General features: G+C 42.9%; 23 protein-coding genes and 1 rRNA gene. 9 read left to right on the top strand and 15 right to left on the bottom strand.

Annotated elements, in window-relative coordinates:
* Positions 1 to 21: 21 nt before the first annotated feature.
* The 8 genes from C4B60_RS20640 to C4B60_RS20675 form a co-directional block, all read right to left on the bottom strand.
* Positions 22 to 1,572 (bottom strand): 16S ribosomal RNA (locus C4B60_RS20640).
* Positions 1,573 to 1,863: 291 nt separating this feature from the next.
* Positions 1,864 to 2,643 (bottom strand): ABC transporter permease, encoded by a 780-nt coding sequence (locus tag C4B60_RS20645; protein WP_104059858.1) that lies wholly within the window; start codon positions 2,641 to 2,643, stop codon positions 1,864 to 1,866.
* Positions 2,640 to 3,539, bottom strand: coding sequence for an ABC transporter ATP-binding protein (locus C4B60_RS20650; protein ID WP_104059859.1), 900 nt, complete (start codon positions 3,537 to 3,539; stop codon positions 2,640 to 2,642). The genes C4B60_RS20645 and C4B60_RS20650 overlap by 4 nt, the downstream gene beginning before the upstream one ends.
* Positions 3,540 to 3,541: 2 nt before the next feature.
* Complete coding sequence (locus tag C4B60_RS20655) at positions 3,542 to 3,733, bottom strand: PLD nuclease N-terminal domain-containing protein (RefSeq protein ID WP_104059860.1); 192 nt, start codon at positions 3,731 to 3,733, stop codon at positions 3,542 to 3,544.
* On the bottom strand, positions 3,724 to 3,951 hold the full coding sequence (locus C4B60_RS20660; protein ID WP_104059861.1) for a hypothetical protein: 228 nt from the start codon (positions 3,949 to 3,951) through the stop codon (positions 3,724 to 3,726). The genes C4B60_RS20655 and C4B60_RS20660 overlap by 10 nt, the downstream gene beginning before the upstream one ends.
* Positions 3,944 to 4,252 (bottom strand): DUF5345 family protein, encoded by a 309-nt coding sequence (locus C4B60_RS20665; protein ID WP_104059862.1) that lies wholly within the window; start codon positions 4,250 to 4,252, stop codon positions 3,944 to 3,946. The genes C4B60_RS20660 and C4B60_RS20665 overlap by 8 nt, the downstream gene beginning before the upstream one ends.
* The gene (gene sigY / locus C4B60_RS20670; RefSeq protein WP_167578722.1) at positions 4,230 to 4,772 is read right to left on the bottom strand and encodes an RNA polymerase sigma factor SigY; all 543 of its coding nucleotides are present in this window, start codon (positions 4,770 to 4,772) and stop codon (positions 4,230 to 4,232) included. Before sigY ends, C4B60_RS20665 begins: the two co-directional genes overlap by 23 nt.
* 180 nt (positions 4,773 to 4,952) lie before the next feature.
* Positions 4,953 to 5,903 (bottom strand): phosphatidate cytidylyltransferase, encoded by a 951-nt coding sequence (locus tag C4B60_RS20675; RefSeq protein ID WP_104059864.1) that lies wholly within the window; start codon positions 5,901 to 5,903, stop codon positions 4,953 to 4,955.
* Between the two features lie 45 nt (positions 5,904 to 5,948).
* Here C4B60_RS20675 and C4B60_RS20680 point away from each other — a divergent pair, with 45 nt between their 5' ends.
* On the top strand, positions 5,949 to 6,506 hold the full coding sequence (locus tag C4B60_RS20680) for a hypothetical protein (RefSeq protein WP_104059865.1): 558 nt from the start codon (positions 5,949 to 5,951) through the stop codon (positions 6,504 to 6,506).
* Positions 6,507 to 6,551: 45 nt separating this feature from the next.
* On the opposite strand, the gene gyrA is transcribed toward C4B60_RS20680, so the two are convergent.
* The 7 genes from gyrA to dnaA form a co-directional block, all read right to left on the bottom strand.
* Positions 6,552 to 9,098 carry a DNA gyrase subunit A gene (gyrA, locus tag C4B60_RS20685; protein ID WP_104059866.1) on the bottom strand — a complete coding sequence of 849 codons (2,547 nt, stop codon included), beginning with the start codon at positions 9,096 to 9,098 and terminating at the stop codon, positions 6,552 to 6,554.
* A 322-nt stretch (positions 9,099 to 9,420) separates the two neighbouring features.
* Positions 9,421 to 11,343 carry a DNA topoisomerase (ATP-hydrolyzing) subunit B gene (gene gyrB / locus C4B60_RS20690; protein WP_104059906.1) on the bottom strand — a complete coding sequence of 641 codons (1,923 nt, stop codon included), beginning with the start codon at positions 11,341 to 11,343 and terminating at the stop codon, positions 9,421 to 9,423.
* Between the two features lie 64 nt (positions 11,344 to 11,407).
* A complete protein-coding gene (remB, locus tag C4B60_RS20695) occupies positions 11,408 to 11,659 on the bottom strand; it encodes an extracellular matrix regulator RemB (RefSeq protein ID WP_104059867.1) in 252 nt (83 codons plus the stop codon).
* 4 nt (positions 11,660 to 11,663) lie between these two features.
* A complete protein-coding gene (gene recF / locus C4B60_RS20700) occupies positions 11,664 to 12,791 on the bottom strand; it encodes a DNA replication/repair protein RecF (protein WP_104059868.1) in 1,128 nt (375 codons plus the stop codon).
* A 14-nt stretch (positions 12,792 to 12,805) separates the two neighbouring features.
* Positions 12,806 to 13,027: a S4 domain-containing protein YaaA gene (gene yaaA, locus C4B60_RS20705; RefSeq protein WP_104059869.1), complete on the bottom strand. Its 222-nt coding sequence runs from the start codon at positions 13,025 to 13,027 to the stop codon at positions 12,806 to 12,808.
* A 180-nt stretch (positions 13,028 to 13,207) separates the two neighbouring features.
* Positions 13,208 to 14,344 (bottom strand): DNA polymerase III subunit beta, encoded by a 1,137-nt coding sequence (dnaN, locus tag C4B60_RS20710; RefSeq protein ID WP_104059870.1) that lies wholly within the window; start codon positions 14,342 to 14,344, stop codon positions 13,208 to 13,210.
* A 199-nt stretch (positions 14,345 to 14,543) separates the two neighbouring features.
* Positions 14,544 to 15,890 (bottom strand): chromosomal replication initiator protein DnaA, encoded by a 1,347-nt coding sequence (gene dnaA, locus C4B60_RS20715; RefSeq protein ID WP_104059871.1) that lies wholly within the window; start codon positions 15,888 to 15,890, stop codon positions 14,544 to 14,546.
* A gap of 780 nt (positions 15,891 to 16,670) precedes the next feature.
* Here dnaA and rpmH point away from each other — a divergent pair.
* From rpmH to rsmG, 8 genes are all read left to right on the top strand, one after another.
* Positions 16,671 to 16,805: a 50S ribosomal protein L34 gene (rpmH, locus tag C4B60_RS20720; protein ID WP_084215458.1), complete on the top strand. Its 135-nt coding sequence runs from the start codon at positions 16,671 to 16,673 to the stop codon at positions 16,803 to 16,805.
* A gap of 73 nt (positions 16,806 to 16,878) precedes the next feature.
* Entirely contained in the window at positions 16,879 to 17,238 is a 360-nt protein-coding gene (gene rnpA, locus C4B60_RS20725; protein ID WP_104059872.1) for a ribonuclease P protein component, read from the top strand.
* Between the two features lie 56 nt (positions 17,239 to 17,294).
* Positions 17,295 to 18,062, top strand: a complete 768-nt coding sequence (gene spoIIIJ, locus C4B60_RS20730) for a YidC family membrane integrase SpoIIIJ (RefSeq protein ID WP_104059873.1) — start codon at positions 17,295 to 17,297, stop codon at positions 18,060 to 18,062.
* Positions 18,063 to 18,079: 17 nt separating this feature from the next.
* Entirely contained in the window at positions 18,080 to 18,706 is a 627-nt protein-coding gene (gene jag, locus C4B60_RS20735; protein ID WP_104059874.1) for an RNA-binding cell elongation regulator Jag/EloR, read from the top strand.
* A 249-nt stretch (positions 18,707 to 18,955) separates the two neighbouring features.
* On the top strand, positions 18,956 to 19,093 hold the full coding sequence (locus C4B60_RS21570; RefSeq protein WP_167578723.1) for a hypothetical protein: 138 nt from the start codon (positions 18,956 to 18,958) through the stop codon (positions 19,091 to 19,093).
* Between the two features lie 46 nt (positions 19,094 to 19,139).
* Positions 19,140 to 20,525: a tRNA uridine-5-carboxymethylaminomethyl(34) synthesis GTPase MnmE gene (gene mnmE / locus C4B60_RS20740; protein WP_104059875.1), complete on the top strand. Its 1,386-nt coding sequence runs from the start codon at positions 19,140 to 19,142 to the stop codon at positions 20,523 to 20,525.
* 30 nt (positions 20,526 to 20,555) lie between these two features.
* Positions 20,556 to 22,451, top strand: coding sequence for a tRNA uridine-5-carboxymethylaminomethyl(34) synthesis enzyme MnmG (gene mnmG, locus C4B60_RS20745; protein ID WP_104059876.1), 1,896 nt, complete (start codon positions 20,556 to 20,558; stop codon positions 22,449 to 22,451).
* 17 nt (positions 22,452 to 22,468) lie between these two features.
* Complete coding sequence (gene rsmG, locus C4B60_RS20750) at positions 22,469 to 23,182, top strand: 16S rRNA (guanine(527)-N(7))-methyltransferase RsmG (protein ID WP_104059877.1); 714 nt, start codon at positions 22,469 to 22,471, stop codon at positions 23,180 to 23,182.
* Positions 23,183 to 23,219: the final 37 nt, after the last annotated feature.

Below are 23,219 nucleotides of genomic sequence, written 5' to 3' on the forward strand. Positions count from 1 at the left end.
AGCCATCGGCCATTTCCTTAGAAAGGAGGTGATCCAGCCGCACCTTCCGATACGGCTACCTTGTTACGACTTCACCCCAATCATCTGTCCCACCTTAGGCGGCTGGCTCCATAAAGGTTACCTCACCGACTTCGGGTGTTACAAACTCTCGTGGTGTGACGGGCGGTGTGTACAAGGCCCGGGAACGTATTCACCGCGGCATGCTGATCCGCGATTACTAGCGATTCCAGCTTCATGTAGGCGAGTTGCAGCCTACAATCCGAACTGAGAACGATTTTATGGGATTAGCTCCACCTCGCGGTCTCGCTGCCCTTTGTATCGTCCATTGTAGCACGTGTGTAGCCCAGGTCATAAGGGGCATGATGATTTGACGTCATCCCCACCTTCCTCCGGTTTGTCACCGGCAGTCACCTTAGAGTGCCCAACTGAATGCTGGCAACTAAGATCAAGGGTTGCGCTCGTTGCGGGACTTAACCCAACATCTCACGACACGAGCTGACGACAACCATGCACCACCTGTCACCACTGTCCCCGAAGGGAAAAGTCTATCTCTAGACCGGGCAGTGGGATGTCAAGACCTGGTAAGGTTCTTCGCGTTGCTTCGAATTAAACCACATGCTCCACCGCTTGTGCGGGCCCCCGTCAATTCCTTTGAGTTTCAGCCTTGCGGCCGTACTCCCCAGGCGGAGTGCTTAATGCGTTAGCTGCAGCACTGAGGGGCGGAAACCCCCCAACACTTAGCACTCATCGTTTACGGCGTGGACTACCAGGGTATCTAATCCTGTTTGCTCCCCACGCTTTCGCGCCTCAGTGTCAGTTACAGGCCAGAAAGTCGCCTTCGCCACTGGTGTTCCTCCACATATCTACGCATTTCACCGCTACACGTGGAATTCCACTTTCCTCTCCTGCACTCAAGTTCCCCAGTTTCCAATGACCCTCCCCGGTTGAGCCGGGGGCTTTCACATCAGACTTAAGGAACCACCTGCGCGCGCTTTACGCCCAATAATTCCGGACAACGCTTGCCACCTACGTATTACCGCGGCTGCTGGCACGTAGTTAGCCGTGGCTTTCTGGTTAGGTACCGTCAAGGTACGAGCAGTTACTCTCGTACGTGTTCTTCCCTAACAACAGAGTTTTACGATCCGAAAACCTTCTTCACTCACGCGGCGTTGCTCCGTCAGACTTTCGTCCATTGCGGAAGATTCCCTACTGCTGCCTCCCGTAGGAGTCTGGGCCGTGTCTCAGTCCCAGTGTGGCCGATCACCCTCTCAGGTCGGCTACGCATCGTCGCCTTGGTGAGCCGTTACCTCACCAACTAGCTAATGCGCCGCGGGCTCATCCGTAAGTGATAGCCGAAACCATCTTTCAGCCGGCTCTCAGGAGAGAGCCGGAATTATCCGGTATTAGCCCCGGTTTCCCGGAGTTATCCCAGTCTTACGGGCAGATTGCCCACGTGTTACTCACCCGTCCGCCGCTAATCGTTTGGAGCAAGCTCCAAACGATCCGCTCGACTTGCATGTATTAGGCACGCCGCCAGCGTTCGTCCTGAGCCAGGATCAAACTCTCCGTAAAGTGTTTGAAAAGCTCATTTGTTTCATTTAAATCAAGAATTAACGTTGACGTTTTTGGTTGTTTAGTTTTCAAGGTTCAAGGTGTTTCACTTGCGCGTTGCTCTCTCAAGCGACTAGATCATCATACCATTTTTTCGATATCGATGTCAACAACTTTTTTTTACTTTCATTTTTCGCTGCTGCTAATGCGTCTTCAAAAGCGACGCTTATTAATATATCATCCTATTAAATTTAAAGCAACCATTTTGCCGAAAAACTTTTTACCAATTTATAAATAAAGAGAATGGATACGCTACCGCAGCCATTCTCTTCTTTTCATATATTGTATCGCTGTACTAATCATGCCCATAATCAGCAGGATGGTAATGGCTGCTATAGGAAACAGATCTGTCAGAGATTCTCCTGAAATACTTTGACCGGCAAGAGTCATCAGATTTCCCGGAGACCATTTTAAAGGTTCTATAAATAAAGCAGGTAAAACGGAAAAGCCAAGGATGAGCAGGATACTAACTGCTGCAACAGCTGTTGTTTTCTTTAATAGGGCACTGAACATAAGCGTAATAGAAACAATAAAGAGCAGCCAGAGAATATAGAAGGATGATGAAATGAAAACGTCAGTCCAGGACAGCGGTTCAAACAATAGGTGAATATAATAGATGGCACTCAGGATTCCAGCCAGGTATGAAAGGATGATTAATAGAAAAGCAGCAATCCATTTAGATAAGAAGTAGCTCGTGTAGGAGACGGGCTTTGTCAGAATCATATGGGCTGCCCCGCTCGTTCTTTCACCTGCAAGCATGCCCATAAGCGCTAATACGACAATCAGGTTTCCAAGCTGCGAAAATTGACTTAAAGTATCGATAAAAATTTGCGGTGATGTCGGAAGAGGGATTTCGACAATAGCTCCTTCTGGCAATCCGCCAAATTCCTTTAAAATATCTGAAAGATAATACGCAGTCAGCGGCTGCATGATTCCAAATGAAATAAAAAGCAAAGGCATCCAGATTATTTTGTAATTTCGGATCATTTCGATAAATTCCTTTTGCATCAGGACAAAGAGCTCTCTCATCATTTTTTCATCACCTCATGGAACACATCTTCAAGGGTGGTTGTTCCCACTTCGATTGATCGAACAGAAATAGATTTAGTCAAGAGCTCCCTCAACACACCTGCTCTAAGCTCCTGTATGGAGGCTCCTGTGACGACAGCAGAATTTTGTTCAACACTAACCGACCATTGCGGGTGTGCTATCACTAATTCTTTTGCCCATTTTTCGAGCGGCTCCTCAGCTTTCACTACGAGCTGCGGTCTGTCGAATTGTTTATACACGGAATCAAGCGAGTCAAATACCACTTTCTCTCCTTTATTCATAATCAGCACATCATCACATAGCATTTGTGCATCATGTAAAACATGAGTTGAGTATAAAATGGTTAAGCTTTCATTTTTTAATTCCTTTAACAGCTCCATCACTTCTTTTCTGCCAGTCGGGTCTAAAGCTGAGACCGGCTCATCAAGCAACAGCAGCTTCGGCTGATGAACAAGTGCCTGGGCAATGCCAAGCCGCTGCTTCATTCCACCCGAAAACCCGCCAATCTTTTTTCTTCTGAACTCTTTAAGCCCTACTCTTTCAAGCAGCTCCTCTGTTAATGCTGCAGCCTCCTTTCTTGTTTTTTTGCCCAGCTGTGCGACAAAATGGAGGTATTCTTCAGGCGTCATCCAGTTTAAAAAAGCTGGATATTGAGGAAGGAAGCCAATGATGGTCCTTGGATCGCTAATTGAAGCTTCATAGACAATTGTCCCGCTTGAAGGAGTGGTTAAACCGCTCAGCATATGCAGGGCAGTGGTTTTACCCGCTCCATTGGGTCCAACCAGTGCAGTGGTTTTTCCTTTTTGCAGACTGAAGCTCAAGTCGCTTACCGCTTGTGTAGAACCAAAAGATTTAGACAAATTTTTTACCTGAATCATGTTTACACGTCCCTTCGACCGAAAATGAAGTACAGGATCGGCCCAATCGTGCTTAAAAACAAAATAACAAGTGCCCAGACCACTTTTGGTCCGTTCGTTTCAGGTCTTCTAATAAGATCCACAATCGCCACAACGGTTAACAATAAGCTCACCACGATTAATGGAGCAAGGACCGCGATATTCGTTATTTCCATTTATTTTCCCTCCTTTTTATCATCCATGGGGTAACCACACGCGACCAAAGCAAGTAGCTAAGAATAGGCATTGGCGTTTGGAGCATTCCCCACACCCCCCAGAACCATCTTGCATGCCCATTTTTTCTGGCATCAATAAACAAGTAAATACTTTGCGCAAGTAATATAGCTGCAAGCAAAACGATGATCCAGCCTGGCACCTGACTTAGTTCATTCATACTGCATCACCAATTTTCGATATAAATAGTAAGCTCCTGCTCCAGCGATAATCACTCCAATGAAAATCTGCGCAATTAGATAAACAATAGGTGAATTAATAATGAAGGAAGCACTGAAGAAAGTAAGCAAAAGAGCGACCAGGATAAATAAGAAAAGCTCCTTTCGCTGTTTTTTTCGGGTTTCCTGAACAAGCATCGACAATGTTTCGACTGATGGGGTTTTGAATTCAATCTCGTCCAGTTTACTGAGACTTCCCCTTACTTTTTCTTCCATTATTTTATTCTCGCTTTTTTGATCCATCTTCCTCGAGCTCCTTTCTTAGCTTTCCTAGTGCATTGCTTAATCTGGATTTAACCGTTCCTATTGAAATGCTGCATATGAGGGCGATGTCTTCGTAGCTATAGCCGTAATAGTGCTTAAGAATAAGAGGAATACGATGCTTATCCTTCAGCTTTTTTAAGGCTTCGGTTACCGCTAGCCAGTCATCATTATTTCCCGGGTGATGAAGCTTGAAGGACAGCTGCTGCTCGTTAAAATAATTTCGTTCCCTTTTTCTTTTTCTTTTTTCATCAAGCCAGAGGTTTGTGGCAATCTGTATCATCCAGGTTGAAAAAGCTGCTCTTGTTGGATCAAATTGATAAAAACGTTCAATGCAGCGGACCATGGTATCCTGTGCAAGGTCTTCAGCGGCTGAAGGGTGAAGCGTCAGCTTAAGGACATATAAAAATAAAAAACGGTAATGATGCTGTAAAAGCTCAGCAAGCGCTTTGTCATTGCCTTTTAGTGCTTGCCTAATTAACTGATGGTCCTGATCGTTCACTTCTTCACCCTCCTTTCTGCTCCTTACTAGTACGCTCAGCTATCTTATTTTGTTCATTTTTTTAAAAAATTTTTTCAGCTCTGATTTTTACCGCATAAAAAAACAGGAGATTCCTTCTCCTGTTTTGTCTTTAGATATAACGATGGCTTTGCTTTTCACTCTCTTATTCTTTCTCTCTATTTAAAAAATGTAGTAATAAACCAAGTGGAAAAACACAGGTGCAGTATATGTTAAACTGTCTATTTTATTGATAAATTTACTTTCCGGCATGCTTTCGCTGCGTTCTCTGAAAAAGAAATTCCGCTTTAAAACGGAGATGACAACCGTTCCAAAAAATCCTGCCACACCAATGATTAATCCGGACACCATACTAAAACCTACTGACATAGGGGTGATGTAAGGGGCGATTAAGACAGATAAGATTATTGTCCCTGCTACACCAACCGCAAAGCCTTCCCAGGTCAGATTAGGGTTTGCGAGCGGAAGAACTTTCTTTTTGCCGAATTTTTTCGATACAAGATAATGAATAACATCATTTGCCTGTGTGAGCGAAACTAAATACAGAACCATTAACGCACCATATTGCGCTGCCAGATCCACATCGTGCCGGGTGATTTCAGGCATTTTTGCAAATAAAGCCAAGTGGCTGATACCAAACACCATCAGCATGACACCCCATTGCGTAACACTTACAGACTTTAAAAAACCGATACTTCCCCCTTTGAAAATCCGTGCAAGAGGAAGAAATAAAAAAACATAGATTGGAATAAAAACGATAAACATCCCATACCAGCCGATATAAATCCAATAAAAGTTAAGAGGAATCGATAAATACGCCCAAATAAAAATCCTTCGATCCTGCTTTCTCGTGTCCATCATCGAAAAATATTCTTTTAATGCCAAAAAACATAGAATCATCAGGGATAATAATGATACATTTGGATGGAAGGCAATTGATAAAAAGAAAATAATCGCCATTCCCCACCACATTCTTGTCCGAATGACCAAGTCATCATATTTATTAATTCCCCTGTTTTTGCGTTTCTGATAAAAAGCAACCAGCGAAACGAGCAGACTTACTAAAATTAATAGAATAAAAATAAAGTAAATGTACTGAAAAGAATAATTCATACGAAGTGACAGCTCCATTCACGACAAGATAAGGAGTGGCAAACCATGCAGCAAAGAAAAATTTATATTCTTCTCACCGACACCGGGTCCATCTTTACAAAAGCAATAAAAAGATACACAAGAGCACCTTATAACCATTCCTCTCTTGCGCTGGATGAGGAATTAATTCAATTATATAGCTTTGGCCGTAAAAATCCTAATAACCCTTTAAATGGAGGATTTGTCCATGAAGATGTGCTAAATGGCACTTACAGAAATTTTCCTAACACAACCTGTGCTGTCTATGAAATTTCAGTTACCGACAGGCAGTACCACAAAATCAACCGCTTGATCAGTGTGTTTAAGCAAAATGACCGAAAAATGCTTTACAATTTATTAGGTGTGTTTGGTGTTGCTTTAAAAGAACCGTTTGAGCCAATTGGTTCCTACTTCTGTTCTCAATTCGTAGCTGATATCCTTCACCGCTCTGATATTAAACTCTGGAATAAACTGCCAGCCCTTGTCGAGCCGAACGATTTTAGAGAATCAAATCAAACTACATTAATCTATGAAGGCCCGCTGTCGCTTTATCCCCCTCTTCAAAAACGAAAGCACCTCCCATAAGGAGGTGCTTTTATACTGACTATTTATTGTCCGCTGTTCTGCGTCTTATTCTTCTGTATCATCGTCTGTCGTGTAATCTGCAGTAATATCCGTTTCTTCAGTTTCGACCGGATTTGCAGGCGACTCTGTTTCAAGCATTTCTTCGATTTCTTCTTCAATCTCTTCTTCTTTTTCAATACGGGTAACAGTAGCCACGTATTCCTGATCGCCAAGTCTGATCAGCTTTACGCCCTGAGTGCTTCTGCCCGTTTGAGAAATATCACTTACGCCCATACGGATGAGTACACCCTGAACCGTGATAATCATAACATCCTCATCACCTGTCACCGATTTTACGGCGACGAGCTTGCCGTTTTTATCCGTGATATTGCAGGTCTTGATTCCTTTACCGCCACGGGACTGAACGCGATAATCCTTTTCAGTCGTCCGCTTGCCGTACCCGTTTTCAGTTACGACAAGAATCTCATTGTCCGGTTCAAGGATTTCCATCCCGACAACAACATCTTCCCCTTTTAAACGAATGCCCCGAACCCCTGTAGCTGTACGTCCCATCGAACGTACATCTTTTTCAGGGAAGCGGATAAGCAATCCGTTTTGAGTTCCAATTACGATTTCTTTGTTTCCATCAGTAAATTTAACGGAAATCAGATCATCGCCTTCTTTTAGGTTGATGGCGATTAATCCGTTCGTTCTGATATTGGCAAAATCAGAAACCGGTGTACGCTTGGATATTCCGTATTTCGTTGTAAAGAAGAAGAATGAATCTTCTTTAAACTCTTCAACCCGGATCATCGCATTAATGTCCTCATCTTTATCAATGCCAAGCAGGTTAATAATCGGAAGTCCTTTTGCTGTACGGCTGTACTCAGGAATTTCATATCCTTTCGTACGGTATACCTTCCCTTTATTGGAGAAGAAAAGAATTGTATCGTGAGTTGACGTAGTCAGGAGATGTTCAACAAAGTCATTTTCATTTGTTCCCATCCCTTGAATGCCCCGCCCTCCGCGTTTTTGGCTGCGGTATGTAGAGGCAGGAAGTCGTTTAATATACCCGTTATGCGTAAGTGTAATGATCAGGTTTTCACGAGGGATCAAGTCCTCATCCTCAATCATTTCAGCTCCGCCTGTTGTGATTTCTGTGCGTCTGCCATCATTGAAGCGCTCTTTAATTTCAAGCAGCTCTTCTCTGATGATTTCAAGAACACGCTCATCACTGTTTAACACCGCTTTTAAATCGGCAATCAGCTGCACAAGCGCCTGGTATTCCTCTTCAATCTTATCCCGTTCAAGACCGGTTAAGCGCTGAAGACGCATATCCAAAATAGCCTGCGCCTGCTTTTCTGATAAGCTGAATTGCTCCATCAAGCCTTCTCTTGCTGCATCGGTTGTTTGAGAACCGCGAATAAGCGCAATAATCCGGTCGATATGATCAAGTGCGATACGCAGACCCTCTAGAATATGAGCGCGTGCTTCTGCTTTACGAAGCTCGAATTCCGTTCTGCGACGGATCACAACCTTCTGATGCTCCAGGTAATGATGAAGTGCTTCCTTCAAATTCAAAACCTTTGGCTGTCCATCCACAAGCGCAAGCATATTAATTCCAAAGCTTGTCTGAAGTGCCGTTTGCTTATACAGATTATTTAACAGGACATTTGCATTGGCATCGCGGCGTACTTCAATGACAATACGCATTCCGTTACGATCCGACTCATCCCGTAAATCAGTAATGCCATCAATCTTCTTATCACGGACTAATTCAGCAATTTTTTCAATTAATCTCGCTTTATTGACCTGGTATGGCAGTTCGTGAACAAGAATCGTTTCACGGCCATTAGCCTTTTGTTCAATTTCAACTTTAGCACGCTGGACAACGGATCCGCGTCCTGTTTCATATGCCCGTCTGATTCCACTTCTGCCGAGAATTAACGCGCCAGTCGGGAAGTCAGGACCTGGAATATGCTCCATTAACTCTGCGATGGTGATTTCCGGATACTCACTGAATGCAAGCAGACCGTCAATAACCTCTCCCAGCTGGTGAGGCGGAATATTGGTAGCCATACCAACCGCAATCCCGCTTGAACCGTTTACGAGTAAGTTAGGAAAACGGGACGGAAGAACAACCGGTTCCCGTTCTGATCCATCGTAGTTGTCTTTATAGTCAATTGTATCTTTGTTTATATCGCGGATAAGCTCCATTGAAATTTTCGACATTCTCGCCTCGGTATAACGCATCGCTGCCGCTGCGTCTCCGTCAACAGAACCAAAGTTTCCATGTCCCTGGACCAGCATATAACGGTAGCTGAAATCCTGCGCCATACGAACCATTGTGTCATAAACAGCTGAGTCACCATGCGGGTGATACTTACCGATAACTTCACCAACGATACGGGCGGACTTTTTATAGGCTTTATCAGATGTCATGCCCAGATCATTCATCGCATACAAAATACGGCGGTGAACCGGCTTTAAACCATCTCTTGCATCCGGAAGCGCACGCGCAACAATAACGCTCATGGCATAATCCAAAAACGATGTACGCATTTCCTGACTAATATTAATTTCATGAACATTCGAACTTGGCGTCTCGGCCATAAAGAAACCTCCTTTTCAAACTAAAAGCGTAAGGGGGCGGTTAGGGGCGACAAGTTTAAGGCGCGCTGGCATGATGGCGCTCTTTGCCATCAAGTCAGCGTGACTTAAAACCTCGAGCCCCTGCCCCCTGCAGCTGGATATTACTAAAAGCGTAAGGCGCTCGTTCAGCTCCGACAGACATAAGACGATCAGCCAATCAGGCGCTTTTTGCCTGAATGGATGAGCGGCTTTCGATCCGAGGAGATGCCCACTGCAGCAAGCTACTACAGCCTGTCTATTCTTTCAAAAAAAAGAAAGGATAGCTGAGGCTCTATCCTGCTTTTTATATATCTAGGTTTTTAACATACATTGCGTTATCTTCAATGAACTGACGTCGCGGTTCTACCTTGTCACCCATTAGGATCTCAAAGGTTTCATCCGCTTCAATCGCGTCCTTCAGACTTACTTGAAGCATCGAACGGGACTCAGGGTTCATGGTTGTCTCCCAAAGCTGTTCCGGGTTCATCTCTCCAAGACCCTTATAGCGCTGAAGGCCGGGCTTTGGAGCTGGTGATAATTCAGCAAGTACTTTATTCATTTCGCGCTCCGTGTACGCATAGTGAATCGCTTTTCCCTGCGTAATCTTGTAAAGCGGCGGCTGAGCGATATAAATATAACCCGCTTCAATGATATTTCTCATATACCGGTATAGGAAGGTTAACAGCAATGTACGGATGTGAGCGCCGTCTACATCGGCATCTGTCATGATCACCACTTTATGATAACGCGCTTTGGAAAGGTCGAATTCTTCCCCTATTCCAGTTCCCAGAGCAGTAATAATGGCACGGATTTCATTATTGGAAAGAATCTTATCGAGTCGTGCCTTTTCTACATTTATAATTTTTCCGCGAAGCGGTAAAATCGCCTGGAAGTGACGGTCACGGCCCTGTTTTGCTGAACCGCCGGCTGAGTCACCCTCAACCACATACAATTCGCTGATTTGCGGATCGCGTGATGAGCAGTCAGCCAGTTTACCAGGAAGACTTGAAACCTCAAGCGCTCCTTTGCGCCGGGTTAATTCCCGTGCTTTTTTAGCTGCCAGACGGGCGCGTGCAGCCATCAGACCTTTATCAACAATCTGGCGGGCAACCACCGGATTTTCCATTAAGAATTTATCGAAATGCTCGGAGAACAGATTATCCGTAATCGTACGGGCCTCTGAATTCCCAAGCTTTGTTTTGGTTTGTCCTTCAAATTGAGGATCAGGGTGCTTGATTGAGACAATCGCAGTCAGCCCCTCACGAACATCCTCCCCTGATAGATTGCTGTCAGCATCCTTCATCAGGTTATTACGTGTTGCGTAGCTGTTAATCACACGTGTCAGTGCTGTTTTAAAGCCGGATTCATGTGTACCGCCTTCATGAGTACTAATGTTATTGGCAAAAGAATAAATATTGCTTGCATAGCCTTGGTTGTATTGGAGAGCGATTTCAATTGAAATGCCTTCCTTTTCTCCTTCAACAAATACAGGCTCATCATGAATCACTTCTTTTGAACGATTCAAGTGGGATACATACGATTTAATTCCGCCTTCATAGTGGAATCGTTTAGAGACCGGTGAGCCGTCCTCCTGTGTAACCCGCTCATCGGTAATAACAAGGGCCAGTCCTCTGTTTAAGAAAGCAAGCTCCCGTACCCGGTTTGCAAGCGTGTCAAAATCGTATTCGGTTGTTTCAGTGAAAATTTCAGGGTCTGCCTTAAAGCGTGTAATCGTTCCTGTACGGTCGGTTTCACCTACTACTTTAAGATCAAAGCTTGGAACACCTTGTCGATATTCCTGGTTGTACACCTTTCCGTCACGATGAACAAACACTTCAAGCTTTTCAGACAGGGCATTTACAACAGATGCACCTACCCCGTGAAGTCCTCCGGAAACCTTATAACCGCCTCCGCCGAATTTACCTCCGGCGTGGAGTACGGTCATAATAACCTCTACAGCCGGGCGTCCCATTTTTTCATGATTCCCTACAGGAATACCTCGTCCGTTATCTTCTACGACGATTGCGTTATCTTTTTCAATGCTTATCTTTATTTCATCACAGTAACCGGCAAGTGCTTCATCAATACTGTTATCAACAATTTCCCAAACGAGATGATGCAGTCCTCTTGCCGCTGTCGACCCGATGTACATCCCCGGGCGTTTTCGTACCGCTTCGAGTCCTTCTAGTACCTGTATCTGATTTTCATCATAAGCTTGCGGTTGCATTTGCGTATTGTCTGCTGCCACGCGGTTTCACCTTCACTTTCTCTGATGTTGCAATTTTTACAATTTATTTTAAAAGGGGCACGGTCATTTTATCGGACCTTTTCTTAAGAGTAGCTGACGACAATGGTGATAAATAAACCTTGAAATCTGTGATCACAATTGATTTACAGTTTGATTGGCAAAGATCGACAATGCCGTTGTCGTTATCTTTCATAAACTGCTCCATGATAAGAGAGGAATTTGCCGACTGTATATCCATTATCGCCACGATGTCATGCATTCTCACCATCGATTCGCCTCCTATATGCACGTACATAGGATCAGCCTCCTCCTGTTTGTCTGCTCATGCTCCCATTATCGACAATAAATGTGGTTGCTTCCCTCAGGGTCTGATGATCAATGCCTTCTACGCTTGTGGTAGTCACAAAGGTTTGAACCTTCCCCTGAATGGTATTTAATAAGTGAGATTGACGATAGTCATCAAGTTCGGATAACACATCGTCAAGCAGTAGTATGGGGTATTCGCCAATTTCAGCTCGGATTAATTCAATCTCAGCAAGCTTAATTGAAAGAGCAGTTGTTCGCTGCTGGCCCTGGGATCCAAAGGTTTGGACATCGTGGCCATTCACCAGAAACTGCAGATCATCACGGTGAGGGCCTATTAAGGTAACCCCACGGTCGATTTCCCTGCTGCGCAGCTCCTCAAATTTCTTTCGCATGACTGCTTCAATTGCTTCTGCATTGTCTTCATTGGTTACCTGGACTGAGGGCTTGTACACCACCTCAAGCGTTTCAAGATTTCTTGAAATGCCGGAGTGAATTGGCTTTGCCCATTGCTGCAGAAGATCAATAAATTGAAAGCGGCGGTTAATGATCTTAACGGCCATTTCAATAAATTGGTCCGTTAACACATCAAGCATCGTCTCGTCCCGCTGTTTTTTGACCTGAAGCTGCTTTAAGTAGTGGTTTCGCTGCTGAAGAATTTTTTGATACAAACTGCTGTCGTGCAGGTAGACGGCAGAAATCTGGCCAATCTCCATATCAATAAAACGACGCCTTACTTGAGGGCTCCCTTTTACCAAGTGGAGATCTTCGGGCGCGAACATGACTACATTCATATTGCCTATATAACGGCTTAATTTGGACTGTTCAAGATGATTCAACCTGGCTTTTTTGCCTTTTTTGGTAATGGATAACTCCAAAGGAAGAGCGCCATGATGCTTCATCACTCTACCTTTTATTTTAGCATATTCTGATTCCCATTGTATTAAATCTTTATCATTGGAGGTCCTATGGGATTTTGCCATGGCAAGCACGTAAATCGATTCCATTACATTCGTCTTGCCCTGGGCGTTCTCTCCCAGAATCACATTCACGTTATTATCAAATTGGACCGTTAATTTATCATAATTCCGATAGTGGGCAAGCTCGAGCTCATCAATATACATAATTTAACATCCTTCTACTCGTGTGACTTCACCACATAGGAGCCTACACCAGGAATTTCCACTTTGTCTCCGTCGCGTAATTTCCGGCCTCTTCTCTGGTCAAGCTCTTCATTTACGAAAACCTCATGTTCGCCTAAAAACCATTTAGCCATCCCTCCGCTTTGGATAACCTCAGCTAATTTCAGGAACTGGCCAAGGGTAATATACTCCGTTCGGATGGTGATCGTTTCACTCATTTCGCTCACTACCTTCTTATTATTCTCTAATATCTTATTTTACCCAAATTTCACAAGGAAAACAAAGAAAATGTCAGATTTCCCGCCTTTTCTTGCGATTTCTTTACGAAAACAACCAAATGCCTACTGCTTCGACTGAAACAATAGGCATTTGGTGAAAAAATGATGGTTATTTAAGTCCTAATACGTACGAACCGGCGTGATTAACTGCAAAATCGTATCATCAGAGGTTGGGCGAAGAACAAATGGTCTCATAGCCCCTGTGAATTGAATATTGGTTTCAGCACCTTCAAACACCTTTAATGCATCCATCATGTATTTGGCACTAAAGGAAATATTCAGCTCTTCGCCTTCAGTTGATTCGCTTTGCACTTCCTCTACAACCTTCCCGATCTCAGGTGTATTGGAGGAAATCTCTACTCTTCCATCCTCACCGATCGATAAACGGACGACATTGTTTCTTTCTTCCCGTGCAAGCAAAGAAGCGCGGTCGATCGCTTGCAAAAATTCCTTGCCGCCAATGGTTAAAGAGGTCTTGCTTTCTGAAGGCACCAGTCTGGACGTATCTGGATAGTTTCCTTCAAGCAGACGGGAGAAAAATAGAACATGCTTTGCTCTGAAAAGCACCTGGTTTTCTGTGATGACAATTTCAAGCTCATCAGAAGTATCCTCAAGAATCTTATTTAACTCATTTAAGCTTTTTCCTGGAATGACCGCTTTGCTCTCTTCTCCATTTCCTCCGCTGATCGGTGCTTTTCTCATTGCAAGACGGTGGCTGTCTGTTGCAACACAGTTCAGCAGGCCATCCTGGATGTGCCAGTTTACACCTGTCAAGATAGGGCGTGTTTCTGAGGTGGACACTGCAAAGACAGTTTGTCGAATCATAGTTTTTAACAGATTCGTCGCGATCTTAAGGACATTATCTTCTTCAATCTGAGGCAGATGAGGATACTCTGAAACATCCAGCCCGTTTAAATTAAATTCGGATTTACCAGATCTGATGACGGTTTGCAGATGGGAATGAACTTCAATTTCCACTGTATCCATTGGAAGCTTCTTTACAATGCTTTCAAAGAATTTAGCCTGCAGCACGATTCCGCCAGGCTGTTGGATCTGAACGATATCTTTTCCGTCTTCATCTCTTGGAATAAAGGATTCAATTGAAATATCAGAATCGCTTCCTGTTAGCGTTACACCTTCTTCGTGGGCAACGATTTTAATTCCTGTCAAAATCGGAATGGTTGTTCTGGAAGATACAGCTTTCATTACATCGTTTACGCCGTTTACTAAGCGGTCACGCTGGATTTGGAATTTCATTTTTTATGGCCTCCAAAATGTTTGTAGTCGATTGCTTATATATAATAATTTAATTCTTTTAAAATAATAGTAATACTAGTAGGCGCTGTGGATATGTGGATAAGCCTGTTGATGACTTCTCATACAGAGTTTTCCCCATGTGGAAAAACTGTGCTTAAGCGTGTACGTTTTATTCACATTTACCCACAGTTTAACGAATCTATTTCTGCAGCGTCGATTTAATTTCCTTTACTTCCTGCTTGAGTGACACATCGTGATCGAGCAGCTTGGAGATTTTTTCGTGCGCATGTATAACCGTTGTATGGTCACGGCCTCCAAATTCCTCTCCGATTTTAGGCAAAGAAAAATCAGTCATTTCCCTGGATAGATACATGGCAATCTGACGCGGGAAGGCGACGGTTTTCGTTCGTTTTTTCGCTTTAAAATCCTCTAATCGAATACTAAAATGCTCTCCTACTACCTTTTGGATATCAAGAATCGTAATAACCTTTGGCTTGGAGCTTGGCATAATATCCTTCAGCGCTTCAGCTGCAAGATCGGCATTAATGTCTTTGCTGACAAGTGAAGAGTAAGCCACTACGCGTATTAGTGCACCTTCAAGCTCACGTATATTTGAATCGATCTGATTGGCAATGTAGAGCATGGCCTCATTAGGGATATCCAGTCCTTCTGCACGCGCTTTTTTGCGAAGGATCGCAATTCTTGTTTCCAGATCAGGCGGTGTAATATCAGTAATCAGCCCCCATTCAAAGCGGGAGCGCAGACGATCTTCTAATGTAGGAATTTCTTTTGGCGGTCTGTCACTTGAAATGACAATTTGCTTGCTCTCTTCATGTAAGGTATTAAAAGTATGGAAAAATTCCTCTTGCGTTTGTTCTTTACCGGCCAAAAATTGAATATCATCTATTAATAGAACATCGACATTTCGATATTTATTGCGAAAATCTACCGCTTTATTGTCACGGATGGAATTAATAAATTCATTTGTAAATTTTTCAGATGATAAATAAACCACTTTTGCAGAAGAATTATGCTCAAGTACATAGTGTCCGATCGCGTGCATTAAGTGGGTTTTTCCGAGTCCTACTCCCCCGTAAATAAATAATGGATTGTATGCTTTTGCCGGAGCTTCAGCCACTGCAAGTGAAGCAGCATGAGCGAAGCGGTTGCCGGAGCCGATAACGAATGTATCAAATGTATATTTAGGATTCAGCATGCTTTGAGACCATTCCTGCTGGTCGTCGCCTTTAACCGGTTTTTTTGGAGGTGCGGCAAAATCAAAATCATCCTGGTTCTGATTTTGAGGAATAATAAATCTGACAGCCAGCTCTTCTCCCGTTACATCCTTTAATACACCGGAAATTAATTGAGAATAATGGCCCTCCAGCCAATCACGGGCAAATTCGTTTGGTGCGGTGATCGTCAATGTATCCCGCTTTAATGAAAAAGCTTTAGTGGATTTCAGCCAGGTCTCAAAGCTTGGTTTACTTATCTTTTTTTCTATATGCTCTAGTGCCCGGTTCCATAGATCCGTGATATTTTCCAACTACTAAACCCTCCTTGCCTAGTTATTTTCCGAGAATAATATTCTCTTTTGGGTTTTCTTATATATATACATTCCTATGAATAGGTCAAAAAACCGCTTTGTATATTTATCGACATAATCCAAAGCCTGTGGACAAGATTCTCCATACATGTTGAGAAAACTATCCACAGCCTATCCACAGTTGTGGATAATATTTTTTATGTAGACAACTTATCAAGAGTGAAAACACACTTATAATAGCAGAAAATCCTTTGTCGTGCAAGGAATCTATTAATTTATCCACAGAGCCTTGCACACTGTGATTTCTTTTGTCCACAGGGTCTGAAACTGTGAAAAAGCTGTCGATAGGCGCTGTGGATAAAGAAAAACTGTGTCGAATAAATAAAATCAGTTGTCCACAGAGATCGAAAAATATCTTTTTTTAAGTTAGAAAAAGTTATTATTCATATAGAAAGTTAAAAAAAGGAGTAAAATCAAATTCAGTTTTCAAAATAAAACTATCCACAGGTTTTTATTCTTTCTAAAAAATATTGCGTCTTTGCCAGGCGGATCCTTTCTGGAATTCTTATTTATTTCAGATCCTCTCCTTATATAGATGAAAAAAATGAAGCATATTTAGTGAAAAATAAAATTCGCTCTTGAAGTACGATTTGGACTCTGATATGATATAGTGGTTGTATGAAATGAACATTGACATTTGATATGTGAAATCTATATAATTATTTAGAATGTCTGAAAGCTTGATCTCCCACGGGTGATCAATTAGGAGGTGTCTTATACATGAAACGTACGTTCCAACCAAATAAGCGTAAAAGAAGTAAAGTACACGGATTCCGCGCACGCATGAGCACAAAAAATGGCCGCAAGGTTCTAGCTCGCCGCCGTCAACGTGGAAGAAAAGTATTGTCTGCTTAAGACCACTGATTCCACTCAGTGGTCTTTTTTCACTTATACCGCAGAGAAATTAACGATAATGGCAGGTGTTAAAATGAAAAAAGAGCAGCGAATCAAGAAGAACCCTGAATTTCAGCAAGTGTTCCGAGAAGGATCCTCTATGGCAAACCGCCAGTTTGTTCTTTATTATCTGAAGAGAGAAAATCAGACGGCATTTCGTGTAGGACTATCTGTGAGCAAGAAGGTTGGGAATGCTGTTGTGCGCAATCGAATTAAACGCTACATTAGACAAGCCTTCCTTGAGCTCTCCCCTCACCTCAGACAGGATGCAGACTATATTGTCATTGCTAGAAAGCCTGCAGCTGACTTTAATTTTCACCAAACCAAAAACAGTTTAATTCATGTGATGGGAAAAGCGAAGGTTCTTCAAAAGAAAGTGAATTCAGATAAATAACATGTTACAATTACGTTTGGTATGCAATCAATATAATTATAGGGAGGAACATCTGGGTGAAAAAACGATTATTGCCCCTTTTGACAATTGTGGGGTTAGTCACTCTTCTGACTGGCTGTATGCAGATCGATCAGCCGATTACATCAGACAGTGAAGGGTTTTGGAATAGCTACTTTGTTTATCCATTGTCATGGTTAATCACAACCATAGCAGAATGGACTGGAGATAATTATGGACTAGGGATTGTGTTTGTAACCTTAATCATTCGATTTGCACTTTTGCCATTAATGATTAAACAAACAAAAAACACAAAAAAAATGCAGGAAATTCAACCTGAAATGTTGAAATTGAGAGAAAAGTATTCTTCTAAAGACGCTCAAACTCAGCAAAAGCTTCAGCAGGAAACAATGGCAATGTTTCAAAAGAATGGGGTTAATCCTCTGGCAGGATGTTTCCCGCTTCTGATTCAAATGCCGATTCTTATCGCATTTTATCATGCGATCGTTCGTACGACAGAAATCGCCAACCATAATTTCCTTTGGTTCGATCTTGGCGAAAGAGATCCATTCTTTATTCTTCCAATCGTTGCCGGTATTACGACCTATCTGCAGCAAAAGATTATGATGGCAGGAAATCCGGCTGGCTTGAATCCTCAGATGCAAATCATGCTCTACCTGATGCCTGTGATGATCGTCGTATTTGCGATCACCTTCCCATCAGCATTATCACTTTACTGGGTAGTTGGTAATGTCTTTATGATCGTTCAGACCCTACTCATTAATGGAACTGGCAGCAAAAAAGTAGACCAATCTGTGCAACAATAGACAGGGGGAGCCAAAAAGTGACTCAAATCACAATGACAGGTGCCACAGTGGAAGAAGCTGTCGCTGCTGCTCTTGAGAAATTACAGATTCCCAAGGAAAAAGCGGAAGTAACAGTCATTGATGAAGGAAAAAAAGGGTTTTTAGGGCTGATTGGGACACGCCCCGCAAAGGTCAGCGTGTCAAAGAAAAAAGATGCGGTTGAAGAAGTAGATCTTTACTTAAAAAACGTAACGAAGCATATGGGATTGGATATTCAGACGAAAATTGATAAAAATGGAAAAATAGTCACTTTTCAATTGGAAAGCGAAAAGGTCGCCTTATTAATTGGTAAAAGAGGCCAAACGCTTAACTCTCTCCAATACCTGGCTCAGCTTGTCGCCAATCAGCATTCAGACCAATTCCTAACCGTCATGCTGGATGCGGAGAATTACCGAAAGCGCAGACAGGAAACACTCGAGCATTTAGCGAAAAAAATGGCTGATCAGGCACTAAGAACAAGAAGACCTGTCAAGCTTGAGCCTATGCCATCTTATGAAAGAAAAATCATTCATAATGCGCTTACTGGAAGACGTGATATTGAAACAAACTCAGAAGGCGCTGAACCACACAGATATTTAATGATCCAGCCAAAAAAGAACAGATAAAAAGGATTCTCTTCATGAGAATCCTTCTTTTTTTGTGTAAGAATTAGCAAGTAAACCGGTGACTATATTTTTCAATTTAATGGATAAAAATATTAATATAAAATAATATTATTCAATTAATTTACAATAAATTAAAATAATATTCCCCTCTTCTTTTTATAGTTATATTCTAATATACAAAGAAAAGGTGTAAGAAAAGTGAAACTATTCACATGTGGATAAAAGAAATGGCTGCTTGAAAATGAACCTGTGGATAATCAGGCTGATTCCCTTTTTAAAAAGGCCAAAGTGTGGTATTCTCATTATTTAGAGGATGACAAATTAGCGGGAGTAGCTAATTTACCTATAGATAGAAATAAAACGTTAACGTTAATCCTTATCGCATAAGGGTTTAAATACAAGAATCAAAGCAATAATGAGAGGTGAAAGCAGAGTGGAATTTGATACAATTGCAGCGATTTCCACCCCAATGGGTGAAGGAGCGATTGCAATCGTCCGTCTGAGCGGAGACGAAGCGTTTGCCATTGCAGATCGTGTGTTTAGAGGTATGGGTGGTAAACAGCTGGAGTCTGTCCCTTCCCATACTATTCATTATGGGCACATAGTGGAGCCTTCGACAAGCGCTGTAGTGGAAGAGGTAATGGTTTCTGTGATGAAAGGACCTAAAACCTTTACCCGTGAGGATGTAATAGAAATTAATTGTCACGGTGGCCTGGTCACTGTTAATCAGGTGCTGCAGCTGCTTTTAAAACAAGGAGCAAGACTTGCTGAGCCTGGAGAATTTACAAAGCGGGCATTTTTAAATGGCCGTATCGATTTATCGCAGGCTGAAGCCGTGATGGATTTAATCAGGGCGAAAACCGATCGTGCGATGAGTGTCGCAATGGGTCAGATGGAAGGAAGGCTGTCAAAGCTTGTCCAGTCCCTGCGCCAGGAAATTTTGGAGATTTTAGCGCAGGTTGAAGTAAACATCGATTACCCGGAGTATGATGATGTTGAAGAAATGACGCTTTCCATGATGACTGAAAAATCGGCTTACGTCAGAAGTGAATTACAAAAGCTGCTCCGAACATCTGAGCAAGGGAAAATACTGCGTGATGGTCTTTCTACTGTCATCATCGGCCGGCCAAATGTCGGAAAATCTTCCTTACTGAACAGTCTCGTTCATGAAAATAAAGCGATTGTCACAGATGTGCCCGGTACAACGCGCGATGTAATAGAAGAGTATGTTAATGTCCGCGGGGTTCCGTTAAAGCTAGTCGATACTGCAGGGATCCGGGAGACGGAGGATATTGTCGAACGAATCGGTGTAGAGCGCTCGAGAAAGGTTTTAAAGGAAGCAGATTTAATTTTGCTCGTTTTAAACCATGCTGAAGAGCTGTCTGAAGAAGATCGCCGTCTTTTTGAAGCGGTTAAAGGGATGGACTTCATTGTCATCGTGAATAAAACAGATTTACCGCAATCGTTAAATATAGATGAAGTAAAAGAATTGGCTGCTCATCACCCCCTTGTAGCAACTTCACTGCTGAAGGAGCAGGGAGTGGATGAGCTTGAAGAAGCAATTGCCTCATTATTTTTCGCAGGATCACTGGATGCTAAAGACAGCACCTATGTCTCGAACAGCCGCCATATCGCTTTATTACACCAGGCGCTTCAAACGATTGAAGAAGCCATTGGGGGAGCAGAGATGGGCACACCGGTTGATATGGTTCAAATTGACTTGCGAAGAACATGGGAGATTCTCGGAGAAATTATCGGAGATACCGTTCAAGAAAGCTTGATTGATCAGTTGTTTTCACAATTCTGCCTTGGGAAATAAAGAGAAATTAAAGGAGGAACGTTCATCATTATGGTGAAAAAATTTGAGGCAGGTACATTTGATGTAATTGTCGTAGGTGCAGGGCATGCAGGGGTAGAGGCAGGACTTGCTGCTGCCCGTATGGGTGCTAAAACGTTAATGCTGACCATTAATTTGGACATGGTCGCGTTTATGCCATGTAACCCTTCAGTCGGCGGACCGGCAAAGGGAATAGTTGTGAGAGAAATTGATGCGCTTGGTGGACAAATGGGCAGAACGATTGATAAAACCCATATCCAAATGCGTATGCTTAATACAGGAAAAGGACCTGCTGTCCGCGCACTTCGTGCACAGGCAGACAAGGTTCTCTATCAGCAGGACATGAAAGAAACGATTGAAAACGAACCGAATATTACGCTTTTGCAGGCAATGGTAGAAGAGCTGATTATTGAAGACGGCGAATGTACAGGAGTTGTTTCCAAAACAGGAGCTGTTTATCGTGCGAAAACAACGATTATTACAGCTGGTACATTCCTGCGCGGAGAAGTCATTATTGGAGATCTGAAATATTCAAGCGGTCCAAACAACCAGCAGCCGTCAATTGGACTTGCTGATCATCTGCGCGGTCTGGGCTTTGATATTGTACGGTTTAAAACAGGTACGCCGCCGCGTGTTAACAGCCAGACCATTGATTATTCCAAAACGGAAATTCAGCCTGGAGACGACGTACCGCGTGCGTTCAGCTATGAAACCACTGAATTTATTACAGATCAGCTGCCATGCTGGTTAACGTATACAAATGAGGTAACACACACAATTATTGACGAAAATTTACACCGTTCGGCGATGTATTCAGGTATGATTAAAGGAACTGGACCAAGATATTGTCCTTCTATTGAAGATAAAGTCGTTCGCTTTAATGACAAGCCACGTCACCAGATTTTCCTTGAGCCTGAAGGACGGAACACAAAAGAAGTGTATGTACAGGGACTTTCTACAAGTCTTCCTGAGGATGTACAGCAAAAGCTGCTTGCATCAATTCCAGGGCTTGAGAAAGCGCAAATGATGCGTGCCGGCTACGCCATTGAGTATGACGCAATTGTACCAACTCAGCTTTGGCCGACACTTGAAACGAAAAAAATAAAAAATCTTTATACTGCAGGTCAGATCAATGGCACATCAGGCTATGAAGAAGCGGCAGGACAAGGTTTAATGGCAGGAATTAATGCTGCACGCCGCGCATTTAATCAGGAAGAAGTTATTTTAAGCCGTTCTGATGCTTATATTGGCGTTTTAATTGACGATCTAGTAACTAAAGGGACAAACGAGCCTTACCGCCTGCTAACGTCCCGTGCAGAATATCGTCTGCTGCTTCGCCATGACAATGCGGACCTTCGCCTGAAGGATATCGGCTTTAACATCGGTCTGGTTTCAAACGAAAGCTATGACCGCTTTAACGGGAAAAAAGAATTAATTGATGCGGAAATTAACCGCCTGAAAGCTGTGATGATTAAGCCTGATCAGAAGACTCAGGACCTGCTTGCCGACATTGGAAGCAGCCAGCTTAAGGACGGAATTCGCGGATCAGACCTTTTAAGACGTCCAGAAATCACGTACAATCATATTAAAGAGCTTTCACCGGCAGATGCTGATCTTCCATTTGAGGTTGAAGAGCAGGTAGAAATTCAAATCAAATACGAAGGTTATATCGAAAAATCACTGCAGCAGGTAGACAAGCTTAAGAAAATGGAAAACAAAAAGATACCAGAAGGCATTGATTATGATGCGATTACCGGTATTGCGAGTGAAGCGAGACAAAAACTTCGTGATGTACGTCCGCTTTCCATTGCACAGGCTTCACGCATCTCAGGGGTAAACCCGGCAGATATCTCAATCCTCCTTGTTTATATTGAGCAGGGAAAGATTGCGAAAGTGTCAGGGCAGTAACCTAAAGGAGAAGACACATGAACCCAGAGCAATTCCAACAGCTGTTAAAAGAAAAAGGAATCGAGCTTTCAGCGCATCAGCTTCAGCAGTTTAGCCGCTATTACGAGATTCTCGTAGAGTGGAATGAAAAAATGAATCTTACTGCGATCACGGATCGTAAGGAAGTTTATTTAAAGCATTTTTTTGATTCGATATCTGCAGGCTTTTACCTGGATTTTACCAAACCTCTTTCCATCTGTGATGTAGGAGCAGGAGCGGGTTTTCCGAGCATTCCTCTGAAAATCTGCTTCCCTCAATTAGAGGTTTCCATTGTTGATTCTTTAAATAAGCGCATTACATTTTTAAACCATTTAGCAAGTGAATTAAAGCTTGAAAATGTGCATTTTTATCACGATCGTGCTGAGACATTTGGCCAGAATAAATCACATCGTGAATCATATGATCTGGTCACTGCAAGAGCGGTAGCCCGTCTGTCAGTGCTGTCTGAGCTGTGTCTGCCATTAGCTAAGCCAGGCGGACGGTTTGCGGCAATGAAAGCAGCAAGTGCAACCGACGAATTACAGGATGCAAAGCGGGCCATTAAAACGCTTGGCGGAGGAGAAATCAATGTTCACTCATTTGAGCTTCCAATCGAGGAAAGTGAACGTTCTATCATCGTTGTTGATAAATCAGTCTCTACGCCAAAGAAATACCCCCGCAAGCCCGGAACCCCTAACAAATCTCCACTTTAGGCGGGTAATGCGTTGTTTCACGTGAAACATGGAGTTT

The organism is Jeotgalibacillus proteolyticus, from assembly GCF_002926065.1.
In the GTDB taxonomy this organism is placed as follows: Bacteria; Bacillota; Bacilli; order Bacillales; family Jeotgalibacillaceae; genus Jeotgalibacillus; species Jeotgalibacillus proteolyticus.

Bases quoted from the DNA above. Each gene is read 5' to 3' on its own strand.
- C4B60_RS20645 (WP_104059858.1), bottom strand. From the start codon at position 2,643: ATGATGAGAGAGCTCTTTGTCCTGATGCAAAAGGAATTTATCGAAATG.
- C4B60_RS20650 (WP_104059859.1), bottom strand. From the start codon at position 3,539: ATGATTCAGGTAAAAAATTTGTCTAAATCTTTTGGTTCTACACAAGCG.
- C4B60_RS20655 (WP_104059860.1), bottom strand. From the start codon at position 3,733: ATGGAAATAACGAATATCGCGGTCCTTGCTCCATTAATCGTGGTGAGC.
- C4B60_RS20660 (WP_104059861.1), bottom strand. From the start codon at position 3,951: ATGAATGAACTAAGTCAGGTGCCAGGCTGGATCATCGTTTTGCTTGCA.
- C4B60_RS20665 (WP_104059862.1), bottom strand. From the start codon at position 4,252: ATGGATCAAAAAAGCGAGAATAAAATAATGGAAGAAAAAGTAAGGGGA.
- C4B60_RS20675 (WP_104059864.1), bottom strand. From the start codon at position 5,903: ATGAATTATTCTTTTCAGTACATTTACTTTATTTTTATTCTATTAATT.
- C4B60_RS20680 (WP_104059865.1), top strand. From the start codon at position 5,949: ATGCAGCAAAGAAAAATTTATATTCTTCTCACCGACACCGGGTCCATC.
- gyrA (WP_104059866.1), bottom strand. From the start codon at position 9,098: ATGGCCGAGACGCCAAGTTCGAATGTTCATGAAATTAATATTAGTCAG.
- gyrB (WP_104059906.1), bottom strand. From the start codon at position 11,343: ATGCAACCGCAAGCTTATGATGAAAATCAGATACAGGTACTAGAAGGA.
- remB (WP_104059867.1), bottom strand. From the start codon at position 11,659: ATGTACGTGCATATAGGAGGCGAATCGATGGTGAGAATGCATGACATC.
- recF (WP_104059868.1), bottom strand. From the start codon at position 12,791: ATGTATATTGATGAGCTCGAGCTTGCCCACTATCGGAATTATGATAAA.
- yaaA (WP_104059869.1), bottom strand. From the start codon at position 13,027: ATGAGTGAAACGATCACCATCCGAACGGAGTATATTACCCTTGGCCAG.
- dnaN (WP_104059870.1), bottom strand. From the start codon at position 14,344: ATGAAATTCCAAATCCAGCGTGACCGCTTAGTAAACGGCGTAAACGAT.
- rpmH (WP_084215458.1), top strand. From the start codon at position 16,671: ATGAAACGTACGTTCCAACCAAATAAGCGTAAAAGAAGTAAAGTACAC.
- rnpA (WP_104059872.1), top strand. From the start codon at position 16,879: ATGAAAAAAGAGCAGCGAATCAAGAAGAACCCTGAATTTCAGCAAGTG.
- mnmG (WP_104059876.1), top strand. From the start codon at position 20,556: ATGGTGAAAAAATTTGAGGCAGGTACATTTGATGTAATTGTCGTAGGT.
- rsmG (WP_104059877.1), top strand. From the start codon at position 22,469: ATGAACCCAGAGCAATTCCAACAGCTGTTAAAAGAAAAAGGAATCGAG.